18 protein-coding genes are annotated in these 17,534 nt (G+C 57.7%); 12 read left to right on the top strand and 6 right to left on the bottom strand.

The genetic code is table 11. The annotated features are described in order from the left end of the window. The first annotated feature begins 79 nt into the window (after positions 1–79). From NUW46_RS10460 to NUW46_RS10430, 7 genes are all read left to right on the top strand, one after another. Positions 80–1,288: a PP2C family protein-serine/threonine phosphatase gene (locus tag NUW46_RS10460; protein WP_069183595.1), complete on the top strand. Its 1,209-nt coding sequence runs from the start codon at positions 80–82 to the stop codon at positions 1,286–1,288. A 14-nt stretch (positions 1,289–1,302) separates the two neighbouring features. After that, positions 1,303–1,794 (top strand): STAS domain-containing protein, encoded by a 492-nt coding sequence (locus NUW46_RS10455; protein ID WP_064230439.1) that lies wholly within the window; start codon positions 1,303–1,305, stop codon positions 1,792–1,794. Positions 1,795–1,858: 64 nt separating this feature from the next. Next, complete coding sequence (locus NUW46_RS10450; RefSeq protein WP_209397289.1) at positions 1,859–2,926, top strand: NAD(P)H-dependent glycerol-3-phosphate dehydrogenase; 1,068 nt, start codon at positions 1,859–1,861, stop codon at positions 2,924–2,926. A gap of 43 nt (positions 2,927–2,969) precedes the next feature. Further along, positions 2,970–3,419, top strand: coding sequence for a SixA phosphatase family protein (locus tag NUW46_RS10445; protein WP_069183597.1), 450 nt, complete (start codon positions 2,970–2,972; stop codon positions 3,417–3,419). Between the two features lie 45 nt (positions 3,420–3,464). Then, positions 3,465–4,361, top strand: coding sequence for a radical SAM protein (locus NUW46_RS10440; protein ID WP_418140044.1), 897 nt, complete (start codon positions 3,465–3,467; stop codon positions 4,359–4,361). Between the two features lie 24 nt (positions 4,362–4,385). After that, positions 4,386–4,952, top strand: coding sequence for a DUF1285 domain-containing protein (locus NUW46_RS10435; protein WP_418140043.1), 567 nt, complete (start codon positions 4,386–4,388; stop codon positions 4,950–4,952). Between the two features lie 199 nt (positions 4,953–5,151). Continuing rightward, a complete protein-coding gene (locus NUW46_RS10430) occupies positions 5,152–5,613 on the top strand; it encodes an FKBP-type peptidyl-prolyl cis-trans isomerase (protein ID WP_008171631.1) in 462 nt (153 codons plus the stop codon). Between the two features lie 106 nt (positions 5,614–5,719). On the opposite strand, the gene NUW46_RS10425 is transcribed toward NUW46_RS10430, so the two are convergent. Further along, positions 5,720–7,372 carry an electron transfer flavoprotein-ubiquinone oxidoreductase gene (locus tag NUW46_RS10425; RefSeq protein ID WP_069183712.1) on the bottom strand — a complete coding sequence of 551 codons (1,653 nt, stop codon included), beginning with the start codon at positions 7,370–7,372 and terminating at the stop codon, positions 5,720–5,722. 418 nt (positions 7,373–7,790) lie between these two features. Here NUW46_RS10425 and NUW46_RS10420 point away from each other — a divergent pair, with 418 nt between their 5' ends. From NUW46_RS10420 to NUW46_RS10410, 3 genes are all read left to right on the top strand, one after another. Next, complete coding sequence (locus tag NUW46_RS10420; protein ID WP_069183601.1) at positions 7,791–8,540, top strand: electron transfer flavoprotein subunit beta/FixA family protein; 750 nt, start codon at positions 7,791–7,793, stop codon at positions 8,538–8,540. Continuing rightward, positions 8,541–9,482: an electron transfer flavoprotein subunit alpha/FixB family protein gene (locus NUW46_RS10415; protein ID WP_069183602.1), complete on the top strand. Its 942-nt coding sequence runs from the start codon at positions 8,541–8,543 to the stop codon at positions 9,480–9,482. A 109-nt stretch (positions 9,483–9,591) separates the two neighbouring features. Next, on the top strand, positions 9,592–10,431 hold the full coding sequence (locus NUW46_RS10410) for a putative RNA methyltransferase (RefSeq protein WP_222464521.1): 840 nt from the start codon (positions 9,592–9,594) through the stop codon (positions 10,429–10,431). Positions 10,432–10,441: 10 nt separating this feature from the next. On the opposite strand, the gene NUW46_RS10405 is transcribed toward NUW46_RS10410, so the two are convergent. After that, positions 10,442–10,915: a hypothetical protein gene (locus tag NUW46_RS10405; RefSeq protein WP_209397301.1), complete on the bottom strand. Its 474-nt coding sequence runs from the start codon at positions 10,913–10,915 to the stop codon at positions 10,442–10,444. 37 nt (positions 10,916–10,952) lie between these two features. Continuing rightward, positions 10,953–11,282: a hypothetical protein gene (locus NUW46_RS10400; RefSeq protein WP_141697202.1), complete on the bottom strand. Its 330-nt coding sequence runs from the start codon at positions 11,280–11,282 to the stop codon at positions 10,953–10,955. 207 nt (positions 11,283–11,489) lie between these two features. On the opposite strand from NUW46_RS10400, the gene NUW46_RS10395 reads away from it, so the two are divergent. Together NUW46_RS10395 and NUW46_RS10390 are read left to right on the top strand one after the other, a co-directional pair. Continuing rightward, on the top strand, positions 11,490–11,906 hold the full coding sequence (locus NUW46_RS10395) for a hypothetical protein (RefSeq protein WP_418140042.1): 417 nt from the start codon (positions 11,490–11,492) through the stop codon (positions 11,904–11,906). A gap of 65 nt (positions 11,907–11,971) precedes the next feature. Next, positions 11,972–13,213 (top strand): saccharopine dehydrogenase family protein, encoded by a 1,242-nt coding sequence (locus tag NUW46_RS10390; RefSeq protein ID WP_418140041.1) that lies wholly within the window; start codon positions 11,972–11,974, stop codon positions 13,211–13,213. Here the strand turns inward: NUW46_RS10390 and cydC are convergent. Genes cydC through cydB form a run of 3 tightly spaced genes read right to left on the bottom strand, consistent with a single transcriptional unit; the run spans position 13,210 to position 17,533 of the window. After that, positions 13,210–14,826 (bottom strand): thiol reductant ABC exporter subunit CydC, encoded by a 1,617-nt coding sequence (cydC, locus tag NUW46_RS10385; RefSeq protein ID WP_418140040.1) that lies wholly within the window; start codon positions 14,824–14,826, stop codon positions 13,210–13,212. The genes NUW46_RS10390 and cydC overlap by 4 nt on opposite strands. Beyond that, positions 14,819–16,531, bottom strand: a complete 1,713-nt coding sequence (gene cydD, locus NUW46_RS10380; RefSeq protein WP_418140039.1) for a thiol reductant ABC exporter subunit CydD — start codon at positions 16,529–16,531, stop codon at positions 14,819–14,821. The genes cydC and cydD overlap by 8 nt, the downstream gene beginning before the upstream one ends. Next, the gene (cydB, locus tag NUW46_RS10375) at positions 16,532–17,533 is read right to left on the bottom strand and encodes a cytochrome d ubiquinol oxidase subunit II (RefSeq protein WP_069183608.1); all 1,002 of its coding nucleotides are present in this window, start codon (positions 17,531–17,533) and stop codon (positions 16,532–16,534) included. Between the last annotated feature and the right edge of the window lies 1 nt (position 17,534).

Here is a 17,534-nt window from a genome sequence, read left to right as displayed (position 1 = left end):
GTTATATCACAGGGGCGTGCCAGAATAGGCTTATTCAAGCCAATTTATCGTTTATCGCTGGTAGTTTAGGGCAGTCGCCATGACCTCGCGCACCGAGCGCATACTTATAATAGACGCCGATGAAAAGGCCCGTACGGATCTCGCCCGATACCTCGAAGCGCGGGGGTTCTACGTAACGGGGTATCCGGATCTCGCCGGCGCCAAGGCCCTGTTTGACGATAACATTCCCGATGTCATCTTTGCAGATCTGTCTCCGGAGGCCATCCGGGACCTTGCCAGCCGCCTGGAAGAAGCCGAAACCTTCACCCCGATCGTGGCCTGTTCCTCCAGTGAATCCAGTGCCGATGTGGTCAATGCGCTCCGGGCCGGGGCGGCCGATTTTGTCCTGAAACCCTGCAACGACGACAAAGGTGCCCTGGATGATGTCCTCGGGAAACTGTTTGACCGGGTTCGGGTCAATCGGCTGAATCAGCTGTACCGACAGGAACTGGAAGAGGCCAACCGGGATCTCCGGGACGGCATTGCCGAGTTACGGGCAGACCAGCGTGCCGGACGGAAAGTCCAGCTACGAATGCTGCCCGAGCACGAGCAGGTCATGAGCGGCCTACACGTGGACCACATGATCAAGCCGTCGCTCTATCTGAGCGGCGATTTTCTGGATTATTTCCGCATTTCCGACGACAAGGTACTGGTCTACATTGCTGATGTCTCCGGCCATGGCGCCAGCTCAGCTTTCGTGACGGTATTGCTGAAAAACCTGACCAACCGCCTCCAGCGCAACCTCCGCCGGGGCTCCAGTGAAGATATCCTGCACCCGGACCGCTTCCTGGAACGAATCAACTCGGAATTGTTGGATACCGGTCTCGGCAAACACGTAACCGTATTCGTTGGCATCATTTCCCTGAGTGAGCGTAAATTGAACTACGCAGTGGGCGCACATTTCCCGATGCCCATCCTGTCCTTCGAGGGAGGGAAGACGGCTTTCCTGGAGGGGAGCGGGCTACCGGTCGGGTTGTTTGAAACCCCTGAGTGGGAGGTGTACGAAGTCCCCCTGAACAAACCGTTTCATCTGACCCTGTTTTCGGATGGAATTCTGGAAGTTATCCGGGAAAAAGGTCTGGATGAAAAGGAACGGACACTACTTGAACTCGTATCGGGAGGTCGTCACACTATCGCCTCTCTGAGCGATGCTCTGAATCTCGACCAGATCACAGAGCTGCCGGACGATATCGCTATCGTATCGGTTACTGATACCATTGGGACATCAGATAACACCCCGTCGAATTAGTGGCAGTGTGAGACATGGCTGGTTACAAGATCCTGCAAGCTGAAAAACAGGGCATTTATGTCCTGAAGTTTATCGGGGAAATCCGGCTGAACCTGTGTTCGACGCTGGACAATCTGGTTGAGTCCATTACCCAGGACCCACAGTTCAAGACTGTGGTAATCGACCTGACCGAAACCGAGATCATCGACAGCACCACGCTCGGACTGCTTGCCAAAATAGCCATGGCGGCCCAGAAACAAAGCCACTTCCTGCCCACACTGATTTCGACCAACCCTGACATTACCCGCATTATCACTTCCATGGGGTTCGACAAGATATTCATCATCGTTCGAGAACCCGCGTCCCGTATTGAAGAGCTTGAAGAGATACCTGTACTCAGAGCCAGCGAACAGCAGGTTCGGGACAAGGTGCTCGATGCCCACAAGGTACTGATGGGCCTGAACAACCGAAACAGGGAAGAATTCAAGAATCTGGTGCGCGCTCTGGAATGTGAAGAGCCCGGTTAATGCCTCCTTGCCTCGATGTGAGGCGCTGCCGGTTTCACACCTGATCTGACAAAACGGAAGAACTATGTCTGAACAATCGACGCCTCAAGACACCGGGGCAACCGGACCGGTGCACGACGTAGCGGTTCTCGGCGGTGGCAGCTTCGGCACCGCCATGACCAAGGTACTGGGTGAAAACGGCCACCGCGTGCACTTCTGGATGCGCGGCCAGGACCAGGCCGAGGAAATTCGTACCACCCGGGTGAACAGCCGCTATATGCCCGGCGTTGAACTGTCCGGAGATATTCAGCCCACCACGGACCTTGCGGATGCGGTCAGCAAGGCCGAAATTGTCTTCGTCGCCATTCCCAGCAAGGCCTTTCGGGCCGTCATTCGCGAAAACTGTGAAAAATTCCGCGATGACCAGATTGTGATCAGTCTGACCAAAGGCATTGAAGAGCACGGCTTCAAGTTGATGAGCGAGATTCTCCAGGAGGAGATTCCCCGTTGCCGCACAGGCGTGCTCAGTGGTCCCAATCTGGCAGGAGAAATCGTCAATCGAGATCTGACTGCTACCGTTATCGCCGCCAAGGATCCGGACGTGCGCCGTTCCGTTCAGGATCTGTTGGGCTGTGAATACTTCCGCGTATACGCCAATGTGGATGTGTATGGCGTAGAACTCGCCGGAGCACTGAAAAATATCTATGCAATCGTTGCTGGCCTCGCCTCTGCCCTGGAGATGGGGGAGAACGCCAAGGCCATGCTGATTACGCGGGGGCTTGCGGAAATGAGCCGGTTCGCCGTCAGCCTCGGTGCCAACCCGATGACCTTCATGGGGCTGGCGGGCGTTGGTGACCTGATTGTCACCTGTACCTCATCCAAGAGCCGAAATTTCCGAGTGGGCTATGCAGTAGGCCAGGGCCAGAAGCTGGATGATGCAGTGGCAGAGCTCGGGCAGGTAGCCGAAGGTATTTATACCCTGAAACTGGTTAAGGAAAAGGCCGAGGCGATCGGTATCTATATGCCGCTGGTCCGTGGTCTTTACGAGATTCTCTATGAGAACGCATCCATCAAGGCGGTGATCAACAGCCTGATGATGTCGGTCCAGAATTCCGACGTAGAGTTCATCTTGCCGCGTACCATCAGCCAGTAAAACGGTTTGCAAAGGCCGGAGACGGTCTGAAAGGAGAGAGCCCTTGCAACTGCTCATCATGCGTCACGGCGAAGCCGGCTGGCACACGCTGGATCAGGAGCGTGAACTGACAGAATCCGGCCGCCTGGGCGCGGCCGAAGTGGCTGCCCGCATCGCCGAGTCGCCCTGGCGCCCCAAACTGATATGGAGCAGCCCTTACGTCCGGGCCCGGCAAACGGCGGCAATTGTTTCCGAGATCCTGAATTGTCCCGTTGAAGAAAAGCTGTTTATCACCCCGGACGACGATCCCGGCGCGTGCCTCGATGCATTGATCGAACAGCACGAGTCGCCATTGATGATTGTCTCCCACATGCCGCTGGTCGGTAGTCTTGCCACCCTCCTGGTAGATGCCCACCGCCGGGGCATTCCGTTCATGACTTCCCAGGCGGTGATGCTCGATATGCCGGTGGTTGGCCCGGGCTGTGCAGACTTGAAAGCGCAGTTTCTGCCCTGATACTCGGTTTATCCGATTTCTGAATTCTCAAATCCGAGCCTGATTATGTACAGCTTTCCGATTGACTACGTAGAGCCGGTATTCCGGCCTCCCAGTGAAGCCAAGTCATTGATCCTTCCGGTTACCAACGGCTGTTCCTGGAACAAATGCACCTTCTGTGAGATGTACACCCAGCCCCAGAAGAAATTCCGGGCCCGCAAGCCCGACGACGTGCTTAAGGATATCCAGAATGCAGCTCGCAGCTTGGGTGGTGTGCGCCGTGTCTTCCTGGCGGATGGGGACGCCATGGTGTTGCCGACCCGTCGCCTACTAGAGATTCTCGGGCAGCTACGGGAGGCTTTCCCCGACCTCCAGCGGGTTTCCAGCTACTGCCTGCCTCGTAATCTTGCCAAAAAAACCGTGGAAGAGCTGGCACAGCTGAAAGAAGCCGGCCTCCAGATTCTCTACGTCGGGATGGAATCCGGCGATGACGAGGTTCTGCGCCGCGTCAACAAAGGCGAAACCTGGGAATCTACCCGCACGGCGCTGGTCAAGATTCGCGAAGCGGGCCTTACCAGTTCTGTGATGGTGCTGAATGGGCTGGGCGGTGAAAGTCTCTCCCGTCAGCATGCGATCAACACCGCCACCCTCTGTAATGAGACCCAGCCGGACTACCTGTCGACCCTGGTGGTGAGCTTCCCACAGGGGGAGGAGCGTTTCAGGGAAGGGTTCGGTGAGGATTTCGTTCCACTGTCACAGCAAGGGCTGTTCGAGGAAATCCGCCTGTTCCTGGAGCATCTGGAACTGGATAAAACCATCTTCCGAAGTGACCACGCCTCCAACTATCTCGTTCTCAAGGGGACGCTGGGCAGGGACAAACAGAAGATGCTGGACCAGGTGAACCTGGCTATCACCAATCCCGGTGCGGCGCCGCTGCGTGCGGAATGGATGCGCGGGTTGTAATTTACCGGACCGGGAGCCACGGTTATGAGCATGAATCCGGATAATCTTGCAAAACAGGTGGAGGAAACCGTGAAGAATGCCGGAAACCCGCCCCTGGATAAGTGGAACCCCGAGCTCTCGGGCGATATGGACCTGCGCATCACCCGTGATGGCCAGTGGATATTCAAGGGTGAGCCATTAGCGCGGGAAGCCATTGTGCGTCTCTTCTCCACCATTCTCCGCAAGGAAGAAGATGGCGAGTACTACCTGGTGACCCCGGTCGAGAAGTGGCGAATCCAGGTTGAGGATGCGCCGCTTCTGGCGCACTCGCTCCAGGTAACCGGAGAGGGCGACCGGCAGGTCATCTCACTGACCACCAATGTGGGCGAAACCCTGGAGATTGGCCAGGACCACCCGCTGGAAGTGGGGACCTATCCGGGCTCCGACGAGCCACGCCCGGTTGTGAAGGTTCGCCATGGGATCGACGCGCGCCTGGTCACGGCTGCCTATTACGATCTGGCCGAGCATGTGGTGGAGCGAAACGAGGGTGGTCATCCAACCCTCGGCGTATTTAGCCACGGAATTTTCTATAAAATCGGGCAGGGTGGTTGAAAACCCGTACCGCGGCCCCAGAATTACGGTAGAAAACGCATCAACTCAGTTGTTAAACTGTGTTTTCATACTTGTTATGAGCCTGGCTCTCTAACGAGGCCCGGTGGTCGTTAGTCCCTCTGTTCAGTCTGGCTGTTCACGATCACTTTCGATTGCCTAAATCAATTAAACAGTCATTGCGGACACGCAAGGAGATCACATGGCCCAACCTCGTGTTGTCACCATCCATTACACGCTCACCAACGATCAGGGAGAGCAGCTTGATTCCTCCCGTGTAGAAGGTCGCGAGCCTCTGTCTTACCTGGAAGGTGCACAGAACATTATCGGTGGACTGGAAAGTGCACTGAACGAAAAGAACGCAGGCGATCAGGTTAAGGTTTCTGTAGAACCTGCAGAAGGCTACGGCGAAGTAAACGAAGAACTGATCCAGCCGGTTCCACGTTCTGCATTTGAAGGCGTCGACACCATCGAGCCGGGCATGCAGTTCCAGGCGCAGACCCCGGGCGGCCCCCAGGTTGTTCGCGTGGTTGAAGTTGGCGACGAAACCGTCACCATCGACGCCAACCATCCGCTCGCCGGGCAGACTCTGCACTTCGACGTAGAAGTGGTAGAAGCTCGCGACGCGACTGACGAAGAGCAAGAGCACGGTCACGCTCACTAAGCTTTTCAGAAGCGCAACGAAAAACGGCTCCTCAGGGAGCCGTTTTTTTATGTCCGAAAATAAAAAACGGCCCGAAAGGGCCGCTTTTTTTTACGGGGAACCGAACTTACATGTTCGGATAGTTCGGGCCACCGCCCCCTTCCGGAGTCACCCAGTTGATGTTCTGGGCAGGATCCTTGATATCGCAGGTCTTGCAGTGAACACAGTTCTGGGCGTTGATCTGGAAACGCTTGCCGCTGCCGTCGTCTTTCTCCACTACTTCGTACACGCCGGCCGGGCAGTAACGCTGCGCAGGCTCGTCGTATTTCGGCAGGTTGTCACGAATCGGCAGCTCCGGATCCGTCAGCTTCAGGTGTACCGGCTGGTCTTCCTCGTGGTTGGTGTTGGAGATAAACACCGAGGACAGGCGGTCAAAGGTCAGCGTGTTATCCGGCTTGGGATAAGTCACCTTCTTGCACTCGGACGCCGGCTTCAGGGTGGCGTAGTCCGGAGTGGTATCGTGGAAGGTGATCGGCAAGCTGCCACGCAGGATGTTCTGCTCGAAGAAGGCAATGGCGCCGCCCACCACGTTGCCGAACTTGTGCATGGCCGGGCCGAAGTTACGCTCGGCGTAGAGTTCCTTGTACAGCCAGCTATCCTCGAAGCGCTTCTGGAAGCTGGTGATTTCCTCACCGCTCTTGCCTTCCTTAAGTGCCTCGAACACCGCTTCGGCGCCCAACAGGCCGGACTTCATGGCGGTGTGGGAGCCCTTGATCTTGGAGCTGTTCAGGGTGCCGGCGTCGCAACCTAGCAGCAGGCCGCCCGGGAAGCTCATTTTCGGCAGGGCATTGTAGCCGCCCTTGGCGATGGCGCGCGCACCGTAGGACACCCGCTTGCCACCTTCCAGGTGCTTCTTGATCTCCGGGTGCAGCTTCAGGCGCTGGAACTCTTCGAATGGGCTCAGATGCGGGTTGCTGTAGGACAGATCGGTAATCAGGCCCACGTAAACCTGGCCGTTCTCCAGGTGATACAGGAAAGAACCGCCGGTGGAGCCGGTCTCGTTGAGCGGCCAACCGGTGGTATGGACGACCAGGCCTGGCTCGTGTTTGGCCGGATCGATGTCCCACAGCTCCTTGATGCCGATGCCGTAGTGCTGGGGATCCTTGCCTTCATCCAGCTTGAAGTCGTTGATCAGGCGCTTGCCCAGGTGGCCACGGCAGCCTTCGGTGAAGAGGGTGTACTTGGCGCGCAGTTCCATGCCCGGCATGTAGCCGTCTTTCTCGGAACCGTCGCGGGCCACGCCCATATCGCCGGTGATAATACCTTTTACCTGGCCATCCTCAACGATGGTCTCGGCGGCCGCAAAGCCCGGATAGACCTCAACGCCAAGCTGCTCGGCCTGTTCGGCCAGCCAGCGGCACAGGTTGCCCAGGCTGATGATGTAGTTGCCATGGTTGTGCATGTTCTTGGGCACAAAGGCATTGGGGATCTTGGTGGCGCTATCCTGGTTCTTCAGCAGAAAAATGTCGTCACGGGTAACGGGCGTGTTCAGCGGAGCGCCTTTCTCTTTCCAGTCCGGGAAGAGTTCGTTGAGGGCAGTGGGCTCGAATACGGTACCGGCCAGAATGTGCGCGCCGATCTCAGAACCTTTCTCTACCACACATACGGTGAGTTCCTCGCCGGATTCCTGTGCCAACTGCATGACACGGCACGCTGCAGACAGGCCCGCCGGGCCGCCGCCGACGATCAGAACATCAAATTCCATCGATTCGCGTTCCACGTTGGTCTCCTCAAACATCTTTAATGGTAATTATGTGCCCGCAGGCCAATTATTCTGGGCCGCCATCATACCGGTAAAACTGCGTATAGACGACCGCCCCAAGCCGTTTGTCCCGACTTGCATAACCAAAAGGATACCGTATTTGAAGAATCAAACAAACGTTTGTTTGAAATTCACTCTGACCTTTGGCATTGTAAGAGCACACTGAAACATCGTGTGTTTTGAGTCGAAATCTAGTATCGTCTCATTGCCGTTCCCGGTCAATACCGGGGAATTGGCTGAAAGTTCAGTCCTGGCGCGTCGTTTGAGGCTATTGATTCTGCCGAGTGTTGCCTCCATCATTAATGCGCATTGAATGTTGGCAGGCTCTGCGCGAGGACTGCAAGTCATAAACCCATCGTAGAAGAACGAGGAATCTATGAAGGTTCTGGTCGCTGTAAAACGAGTAATCGACTACAACGTAAAGGTGCGCGTCAAGCCGGACAACACCGGTGTTGACCTCGCCAACGTCAAGATGGCAATGAACCCGTTCTGCGAAATCGCGGTAGAAGAAGCCGTTCGCCTGAAGGAGAAGGGTGTTGCCAGTGAAATCGTGGTGGTATCCATCGGTCCGAAAGCCTCTCAGGAGCAGATCCGTACTGCGCTGGCGCTGGGTGCAGACCGTGGCATCCACGTCGAAACCGACGAGGAGGTTCAGTCTCTCGAAGCGGCCAAGCTGCTGAAGGCTGTTGTTGAGAAAGAAGAGCCGAAGCTGGTCATTCTTGGCAAGCAGTCCATCGATTCCGATAACAACCAGACTGGCCAGATGCTGGCCGCGCTGACCGGCATGGGTCAGGGCACTTTCGCTTCTGAAGTGGTTGTTGAGGGTGACAAGGTTAACGTAACCCGTGAGGTAGACGGTGGTCTGATGACCGTTTCCCTGAATCTGCCTGCGGTTGTCACCACCGACCTGCGTCTGAACGAGCCGCGCTATGCTTCTCTGCCGAACATCATGAAGGCCAAGAAGAAGCCGCTGGACAACATGAGCCCGGCCGATCTGGGTGTCGACATCGCTCCGCGCCTTTCCACCCTGAAGGTTGAAGCGCCTGCTTCCCGTCAGGCGGGTGTGAAAGTGGCCGACGTTGCCGAGCTGGTCGATAAACTGAAGAACGAAGCGAAGGTGATCTAAATGAGCATCCTTGTAATTGCTGAACATGACAACAGCAGCCTGAAACAGGCTACCCTGAATGTTGTAGCGGCTGCCAAGGCCATCGGCGGAGACATCGACGTACTGGTTGCCGGTGAGAACTGTGGTGCCGTTGCTGAAGCAGCTGCCAAGGCCGAAGGCGTTAACAAGGTACTGGTTGCCGACAACGCTGCTTATGGTCACTTCCTGGGCGAGAACCTGGGTGAGCTGGTTGCCGAAGTTGGCAAGGGCTACAGCCACATCCTGGCCGCCGCTGGCACCGTGGGCAAAGACTTCATGCCGCGCGTTGCTGCACTGCTGGACGTTGCCCAGGTTTCCGACATCATGCGCGTGGAGTCCGAAGATACCTTCGTTCGCCCGATCTACGCTGGTAATGCCATTGCCACTGTAAAATCCAGTGACAGCATCAAAGTCGTTACTGTTCGTCCGACCGCGTTCGACCCGGTTGCTGCTGAAGGTGGCTCCGCTGCCGTTGAACAGCTGGACGTTGTAAAAGACGCTGGCCTGTCCCAGTTCGTTAGCGAAGAGCTGGCCAAGTCTGACCGTCCTGATCTGGCAAGCGCCGGTATCGTGGTTTCCGGTGGTCGCGGCATGCAAAACGGCGACAACTTCAAGATGCTTGAGCAGGTTGCCGATCTGATGGGTGCCGCTGTTGGCGCATCCCGTGCTGCTGTTGACGCCGGCTTCGTACCGAACGACATGCAGGTTGGCCAGACCGGTAAGATTGTTGCTCCGCAGCTCTATATCGCCGTGGGCATTTCCGGTGCCATTCAGCACCTGGCCGGTATGTCTGATTCCAAGGTGATCGTTGCGATCAACAAGGATGAAGAAGCGCCGATCTTCCAGGTTGCCGATTACGGCCTGGTAGCGGACCTGTTTGAAGCGGTTCCGCAGCTTGAAGAAGAGCTGAAGAAAGTTCTGTAACCTTCGGTTCTTCATCCAAAAAGGCACCTTCGGGTGCCTTTTTGCGTTGGGTGAAACTCCAATACCTGCCATGATACCCGGCCCGACTGTTGAACCGGATTCAAACACCATGACCACCACACCCTTTGATGCTTTAGCCTGCCCGTTGGACGGGTGCGCGCTCACCGCCAGCGGAACGTCCTGGCGGTGCGAGAACGGGCACAGTTTTGATGTCGCCCGGCAGGGCTACGTGCACCTGTTGCCGGTCCAGAAGAAACGTACCCTGGACCCGGGCGACAGCAAGGCGATGGTGGCGGCCAGACAACGGTTCCTGAATGCCGGCTTCTACGCAAGGATCGCCGAGTCGGTTAGCGATCGGGCGCTGCAGTCGCTGCCCGATGAGGGGAAGGGGTCGGTGCTGGACGCAGGTTCCGGAGAAGGCTATTACCTACGGCACCTGGCAGGCAAGGCTGGCGATAAAGACCTTGCGATGATTGGTGTCGATATTTCGAAATGGGCGGTCCTCGCAGCGGCAAAACAGGATAAACAGACCCGATGGGTAGTGGGCAGCAATGCAAACCTGCCGGTTCTGCCGGAATCACTGGATCTGGTGCTTTGCCTGTTTGGTTTTCCGGTCTATGGCGAATTTGCCCGTGTGCTTAAGCCCGGTGGGCAGGTGATCCAGGTGGATGCCGGTGCCGATCATCTTCGGGAGCTGCGAGAAATCATCTATCCCGAGCTGAAATCGCCTGGAAAGACCGACAGCGCAGCACCGGAGGGCTTCCGACAACTGGACTCTACCGTCGTGCGTTTCTCCGTGACACTCCCGGATCAGGAAAGTATTGCCGATCTTCTGGCCATGACACCGCATCTGTATCGGGCCAGCGCCGAGGGACTTGAGAAGGCAGCGGCGCTTGACTCACTGGAGGTGACCGTCGACGTGGTGCTCAAATCCTGGGAAAAGAGCTGACCCTCGAAAGCTATTGATCGTCGGAACCTTGGCCCTTGTCACGCTTGCGGGACGCCAGCCGCTTTTCGGCCTTGCCGATGATCAGGGTATCGGCAAGGATGTGCAGTGCCTTGTTGGTGGTGCGTACCGTTCGGTAGATCTGCTGACTGGTCTGGTCATGGGTGGCTCGCGCTTTTCGGGCCGTCTGCCGGAACTCTTCATCTTTCGAGAAAAGATCAATCAGCCCGAACGTGGTGTTGGAAATCGCCTTGTGAACTTTCTCCACTGCGCTGGCACCGCCTGAGACGGAATCTTCCAGCAGGCGGGCACGGTTCCGTACTTCCAGAAGATCCATTCTGCTTTTCTGTAGGGCGCTGTGTGCCGCCACCCGATGAGAATTGAGAATCCGGGCTTCACGGCGGCACAGCAGGAGCTGCCAATAGGCGATGCCGAAGCCCATGAAGGCCAGTAGCAGGAGAAAAGATACGATCGCGGTGGTGATCATGTTAATGCGCTTCCATCAACCAGAGTGACTACCCGAATCATCGATACTCAAGCTGCATGTCGACCTCGATTTCACGCTCTGCCATTTCGTTTTCGAGCTCTTTTAGCACTTCCTGGTACACCATTTTGCGGACCATCACGGGGAGTTTGTCCGCAAGCACGCGGGCAGAGCGTGATTCCCGTTTGGCCAGGGCAATCGGATCCAGTACCCGTAGCGTAATAACCATTTCCGGCTGCTGCTCGGAATCTGCGATGTCGTCATTCTCCATCATCTGTGCGATCACTTTGCGCTGTTCAAGAACCTGCCAGCAGACGAAAGCGCTGAACAGCACAAGCAAGATGCTCAGTACCATCAAAAAGGTGATCAATTCGAACCTCCGGAAATCGTGTCGTGCACTGTGTTGCAGTGTGCCCCATGAAGTATGACAAACGATTGGCCGTGACGACGGATCCAATAGCGCGGCGGGGAAAGTAGAACGAGCGCTCAAAACTGCTAATATCGGTTGCAGTTGTAGGATGAGCTACGCAGAATCAACGAGTTAAGGCCAACTATTCACACCAACAGAGGATTGTTCATGGTTTGGTTCAAGGCGTTTGCAAGTGGTTTTCTCGCGACCCTGGTATTCCATCAGGGCCTGTACGCACTGTTCTGGCTGGGCGGTGTTGTGCCCGCAGCGCCGTTCAACATGTCACCGGTACCACCGCTGGGCGTTCCGCAGGTTGTATCACTGGCGTTCTTTGGTGGCCTCTGGGGCATGTTGCTGTGGCTGATACTCGGTCGCCTTGCGGGGATGAAGTTGTGGCTGGGGCATGTCATTGTAGGGGCAGTTGGTCCCACAGCCGTTGCCATGCTGGTGGTGTTTCCTCTTAAAGGGCTCGATGTCTCTGCTCAGACCTGGGTTGGCGGGCTTATCCTCAACGGGTTCTGGGGCCTGGGTGTGGCCGTATTCATGCGCCTGATGGGCACCAAGGCAACCGCAGCCGTTCGTTGAACCCTGAACCAGTGCTCTGTTAATTCTCTATCAACTTTCCAGATAATTTTGACTAAGGAAGAGCAATGACCAAATCCTCAGAAACGGCCTATGACCTTGTGGTTTTCGGAGCCACCAGTTTCGTTGGCCAGATTCTCACCCGTTACTTGCTCGAAACCTACGGAGTGGGCCAGTCGGTGAAATGGGCAATTGCCGGTCGCTCCGAGAGCAAGCTCAACACCCTGAAGGGTGAGCTTGGCTCCAAAGCCAAAGACCTGCCAGTGATCCTGGCGGATGCGTCCGACGAGGCCGCCCTGAAGGCCATGTGCGAGCAAGCCCGAGTCATTATTTCCACCGTTGGCCCCTACGCGCTTTACGGTGAGCCTCTGGTGCAGGCGTGCGTGCGCAGTGGCACGGATTATTGCGACCTGACTGGCGAAGTGCAGTGGATCCGCAAGATGGTGGAGCGCTACGAGGAAGAAGCCAAGTCCTCCGGTGCCCGCATCGTGCATTGCTGCGGCTTCGATTCGATTCCCTCCGACATGGGCGTGTGGTTCCTTCAGAACCAGGCAGAGCAGACCTTCGGTGCGCCATGCCGGGATGTTCGCATGCGGGTGAAAACCGCCAAAGGCGAATTCTCGGGTGGGACCGTTGCCTCCCTGATGAACGCGGTAAAGGAAGCCGCGGCCGATCCGAAACTGCGGAAACAAATGGCCAATCCGTTTTCAATCTGCCCGCCAGATCATCGCTCCAAGACCCGTCAGCCGAGCCTGAAAGGTGCAGAGTACGACAAGACCTTCAACGCCTGGCTCGCGCCTTTTGTGATGGCAGCGATCAACACACGCGTGGTTCATCGTTCCAACGCCCTGCAGAACGCGCGTTATGGCAAGGAGTTCACCTACGACGAAGCCATGATGACCGGTCGTGGTACCAAGGGCCGTCTGGCAGCGTATGCCGTCACCGGCGGTCTGGGGGCATTCCTGATGGCCTCTGCCGTCAAACCGACCCGCTGGCTGGTTGAGAAGTTCGTGCCTAAGCCGGGCGAAGGCCCCAGCCCGGAAGCCCAGAAGGCCGGGTTCTATGACCTTCGTTTTGTTGGCCGCACGGAAGATGGCAAAACCATTATCACCAAGGTGACCGGCGATCAGGACCCGGGCTACGGTTCCACCGGCAAGATGTTGGGTGAAGCAGGGATGTGTCTGGCGTTCGATATTCCGGCGGATCAGCCCGGCGGGTTCTGGACGCCGTCTTCGCTGCTCGATGGCAAGCTGATGGACCGTCTCACCAGCAAGGCGGGCCTGACTTTCGAGGTACTCGAGACCCGTTAACCGCTGAGGTAAATCACACGGTCGGTGTCCGGGAGGGCATCCGACCCGTGTGCCAGGCTAACCACGGTTTTTCCTTCCAGAAGCGTTTCCATCCGTTTTGAAATGCGTGCCCGGGTATCGGCATCCAGGCCGGTAAACGGCTCATCCAGTATTACCAGCGGGGCGGGGTTCAATAGCACACGCGCCAGGGCCACACGCCTTGCTTCACCGCCGGAGAGTCGGCTGCCGGCACTGCCGAGCCAGGTATCTAGGCGGTCCGGTTCGGTGGCAAAACGTTCAGCCAACTCCATCTGCTCCAGGATGCTCCAGAGTTCGGTGTCCGAGGCCTCGGGCGAGCCCAACAGCAGATTGGCCCGGAGGGTATCCTCAAACAACACGGTTTTCTGGGTGAGGTAAACGCACTCCCTCCTCGCCAGATTGCCCTGGGCGGTGGGCAGCAGGCCGGCGAGCACATCCGCCAGGGAGGATTTGCCGCTGCCCGAATGCCCGAGAATGCCGATGTGCTCTCCATCCTCAATCCCAAGGTTGAAGTGCGTAAATAAAGGCGCGTAACCCTCATGTTTTACGGCAATATCTTCCGCCAGAAGGGCTTTTCCCGGCGGCAGTTCTGAGGCGCTGGGCGCGGCGTTCTGGTCATCCTCCCGGCAATCCCGGTTCAACCGCGCCGCAGACGCGACAGTTGCCCCGAGCTTGCCAAAGGCATCCGGCAGCATGGCGTAGACCTCGGCCAGGCCGAGCAGGGCAATGGGCAGTAACACCAACACCGGACCGGACACCGAACCTGACTGGAACAGGGCAAAGCCTGCCCAAAGGGCCACAACCGCGGTAAGGTTGACGAAAAGATGGGAGCCAGCCAGATGCCAGCCTACCCGGGTATCGGCCCTGGCTTGCTCGGCAGTTACCTGATGAGCCTGGCGCATGAGCCAGGCCGCATGTTTTCCGGTACGTCCGGCCGCGGTTAGCTCCGGGAAACCCTCGATGTGCTCGATCACCGCCGTTCGAAGGTCTTCCTGCCGGTCGCTTTGCCGGGCCGCCAGGCGCCAGGTTCTCAGATAAACCCCTGCAGTGGCGATTACCAGGGCAATGACCAGCAACAGTCCCACCAGCAATGCCGTGCCGATATCGAAGAGCACGGCAGCCAGAACCACCACCAGCAGAGTAACCAGGCCCGCAAGGGCGGTGGGTGCGATCAGGCGCAGGTAGAGGGTGTCCAGGGCATCCACATCGGTGGTGAGCCTGGATAGCCACTGGGCGCCGCTCAGCTCGCCACGGCGAACGCGACTGGCGCGGGACAAACGTTTGAACAAAGCGACACGGATGTCTGTGAGCAACCTCAGAACGGTATCGTGGTTGTAGACTCGCTCCAGATACCGGAATACCGTGCGGGAAACGGCGAAAAACCGGATCGCGCCGCCGGGTACATAGAGGTTTATGGTCGCCGCCACGCCGGCGGCCAACAGCAGGCCCACCAGCGCAGTTTCAGTAATGAACCATCCGGATACCGCCAACAGACCTATGCCGGAGAGCAGGGTAGCCAAAATCAGGAAACCGCCCACAACCAGGCGCCCCGGGCGTTTGAAGATCAGGTCCAGCCAGGGCTTCAGTTCACGCATCGCGCACCTCCCCGTCGGAGACCAGCAATACACAATTGGCAAGAGTCAGCAGGGCCTGGTGGTGGGTGGAGAAAATCAGGGTTTTGCCGGCCACCGCCAGTTTATGCAGGGCCTCCAGCACAAACACTTCACTGTCGCTGTCCAGTCCGGCAGTGGGTTCATCGAGCAGAATCAGGTCGTAATCCGCCAGGAAAATACGCGCCAGACTCAGCCTTCTTGCCTGGCCGCCGGAAAGCCCCTGGCCCTCCTCGGATACCGGGCTGTAAATACCCTGCTGGCGACTGTCGAGCAGGGAACCGAGGCCCACATTACGCAGGGCCGTCTCGATGGCGATATCGGAGGCATCCGGAGTGGTCAGTCTGAGGTTGTCGGCCCAGGTGCCGTGAACCAGAAACCCTTTCTGGCCCAGCCAGCCAAACCGGAAGCTGCCCGGCGTCTCGCCGAACAGGTGGATCTGACCGGCATCCGGTGCGATAAAGCCGGCCAGCAGGTGTAGCAGGGTGGACTTCCCGCCGCCGGAGGGGCCTGTCAGGGCAACCACTTCGCCTTTGCGGATGGTCAGCGTGAGATCACCCAGCACCTTCTGACCCGACCGGAAGCTCTTGCTGACGGAACGCAGCTCGATCCGGTCTTCCGCGCCCTCCACAGACACGGTTTCACTCGCGCTCTGAAGGTTCACCGGGGATGCCAGCCGCTCAAGAATTTCGGTACCAGCACCCATCGCTGCGGCACGATCATGATAATGCTGGGAAAGGGTGCGCAGCGGCTGGAAAAACTCCGGGGCCAGTAAAAGAATCAGCAGCCCGGAAAACAGGGTCAGATCTTCGGAAGGGCCGTAGGTGATGTAGCCCAGCAGACCAAACCCGATGTAGATGGCGATAACGGCGATGGCCACCGAGGCAAAGAACTCCAGAATCGCCGACGACAGAAACGCGACCCGGAGCGTTTTCATGGTGATGCGTCGGTAATGATCCGAGCGCTTGCGAATCAGCTCGGCTGCCCCCTCGGTCTGCCCGAAGAGCTGCAGCGTAGTCAGGCCGCGTACCTTGTCCAGGAACTGGCCGGATAGTCGGCTGATGGTTTCAAAATGCTGCTGGTTCAGTTTCTCCGCACCCATACCCACCAGCGCCATGAACAAGGGAATCAGCGGCGCGGACAACAGCAGGAAGATGCCGGCCAGCCAATCCAGCCAGAACACCAGGGCGAGGATCAGCAGCGGTACAATCATTGACAGGGTCATCTGCGGCAGAAAACGGGCGAAGTAGCCGTGCAGCGCTTCCACGTGGTCTATCCATTCGCGGGCAAGTGCGCCAGCCGAAGACTGGCCCAGTTCAACTGGGCCGGTAGCTTGCCAGTGCTTGTGAAGTTGCCGGCGGGCGTCACGGCGAACCTGTTCGCTGCATCGAGCGGCGAAGCGGGTCTGGTAGCCCTGGCCAAGTGCGCGCACAACGAGGGCGATAATCAGACCCAGAAAAAGAGGAGTGAGGTCCGCAACCGGAACCTCGTCAATGATGCCCAGATGGATAATCCGGGCAAGCAAAACCATCTGAATAATGGTGGCAATGCCGGCAACGGTGCCGGCAGCCACGGTACTCCGGATACACAGGCGACTGCCACGGGCCAGATCAGAAAGCCATCCTTTGACGGCTTTCTGATCGGCGGCGGAGGTATTCTCTCCGCCCCCATTGGCCGATGGCTCCGCCACTTAGTGATATCCCTCGCCGGCGCGTACCTTGCCGCGGAAGACCCAATAGGTCCAGGCGGTGTAGACCAGCACAATCGGAATCACGAACAGCAGGCCCAACAGCAGGAACAGCTGGGATTCATAGGCGGAGGCTGCCTCCCAAAGCGTGTATTCCGGCGGGACCACATATGGCCAGCGGCTGACCACCAGGCCCAGATAGGTGGTGATGAACAGGCCCATGGTAGCCACGAACGGCATGCCGTCTTTGCGATCACGAACCGAACGGTAAATCTGGATAGCGCAAAGCAGTGTCAGAACCGGCAGGACCCAGATAATGCTCAGGTTGGAGAACCAGCGCTCACGCACCATTTCATCCACGAAGGGCGTCCAGACACCGATGATGCCAAAGACCACCAACACCGCGAGAAGCAAGGGCAGGGTGATCTTGTAGGCCCACTGCTGCAGATTCCCCTCGGTTTTCATGATCAGCCAGGTGGAACCCAGCAGGGCATAGCCGGCCAGCATACCCAGACCCGTGAGCACAGTGAACGGCGTCAGCCAGTCCAGCGCGCCGCCAACATAGACGCCATTGGCGGTTTCAAAGCCCTGGATATAGGCCCCGACCACGGCGCCCTGGGCAAACGATGCAACGGTGGAGCCGCCGGCAAACGCCCAGTTCCAGAGATAACGTGACGTACGGGCCTTGAACCGGAACTCAAAGGCCACGCCACGGAAGATCAGCCCGGCCAATAGCAGGAATACACCGATATAGAGTGCCGGCAGGAAGATGGAATACACCATGGGGAAGGCGGCCAGAAGACCGGCGCCACCGAGCACCAGCCAGGTTTCGTTGCCGTCCCACACCGGGGCCACCGAGTTCATCATGGTGTCGCGGGCTTCCTCGTTCGGTGCAAAGGGGAAGAGAATACCCACGCCCAGGTCGAACCCGTCCATCAACACATACATGATAATGCCGAAGCCGATAATGAATGCCCAGATAAGAGGCAGATCAAACAGTTCCATA

The sequence above is a fragment of the Marinobacter sp. MA genome, from assembly GCF_048298425.1.
GTDB lineage: Bacteria > Pseudomonadota > Gammaproteobacteria > Pseudomonadales > Oleiphilaceae > Marinobacter > Marinobacter salsuginis.
This window is presented reverse-complemented; position numbering and strand designations above follow the sequence as displayed.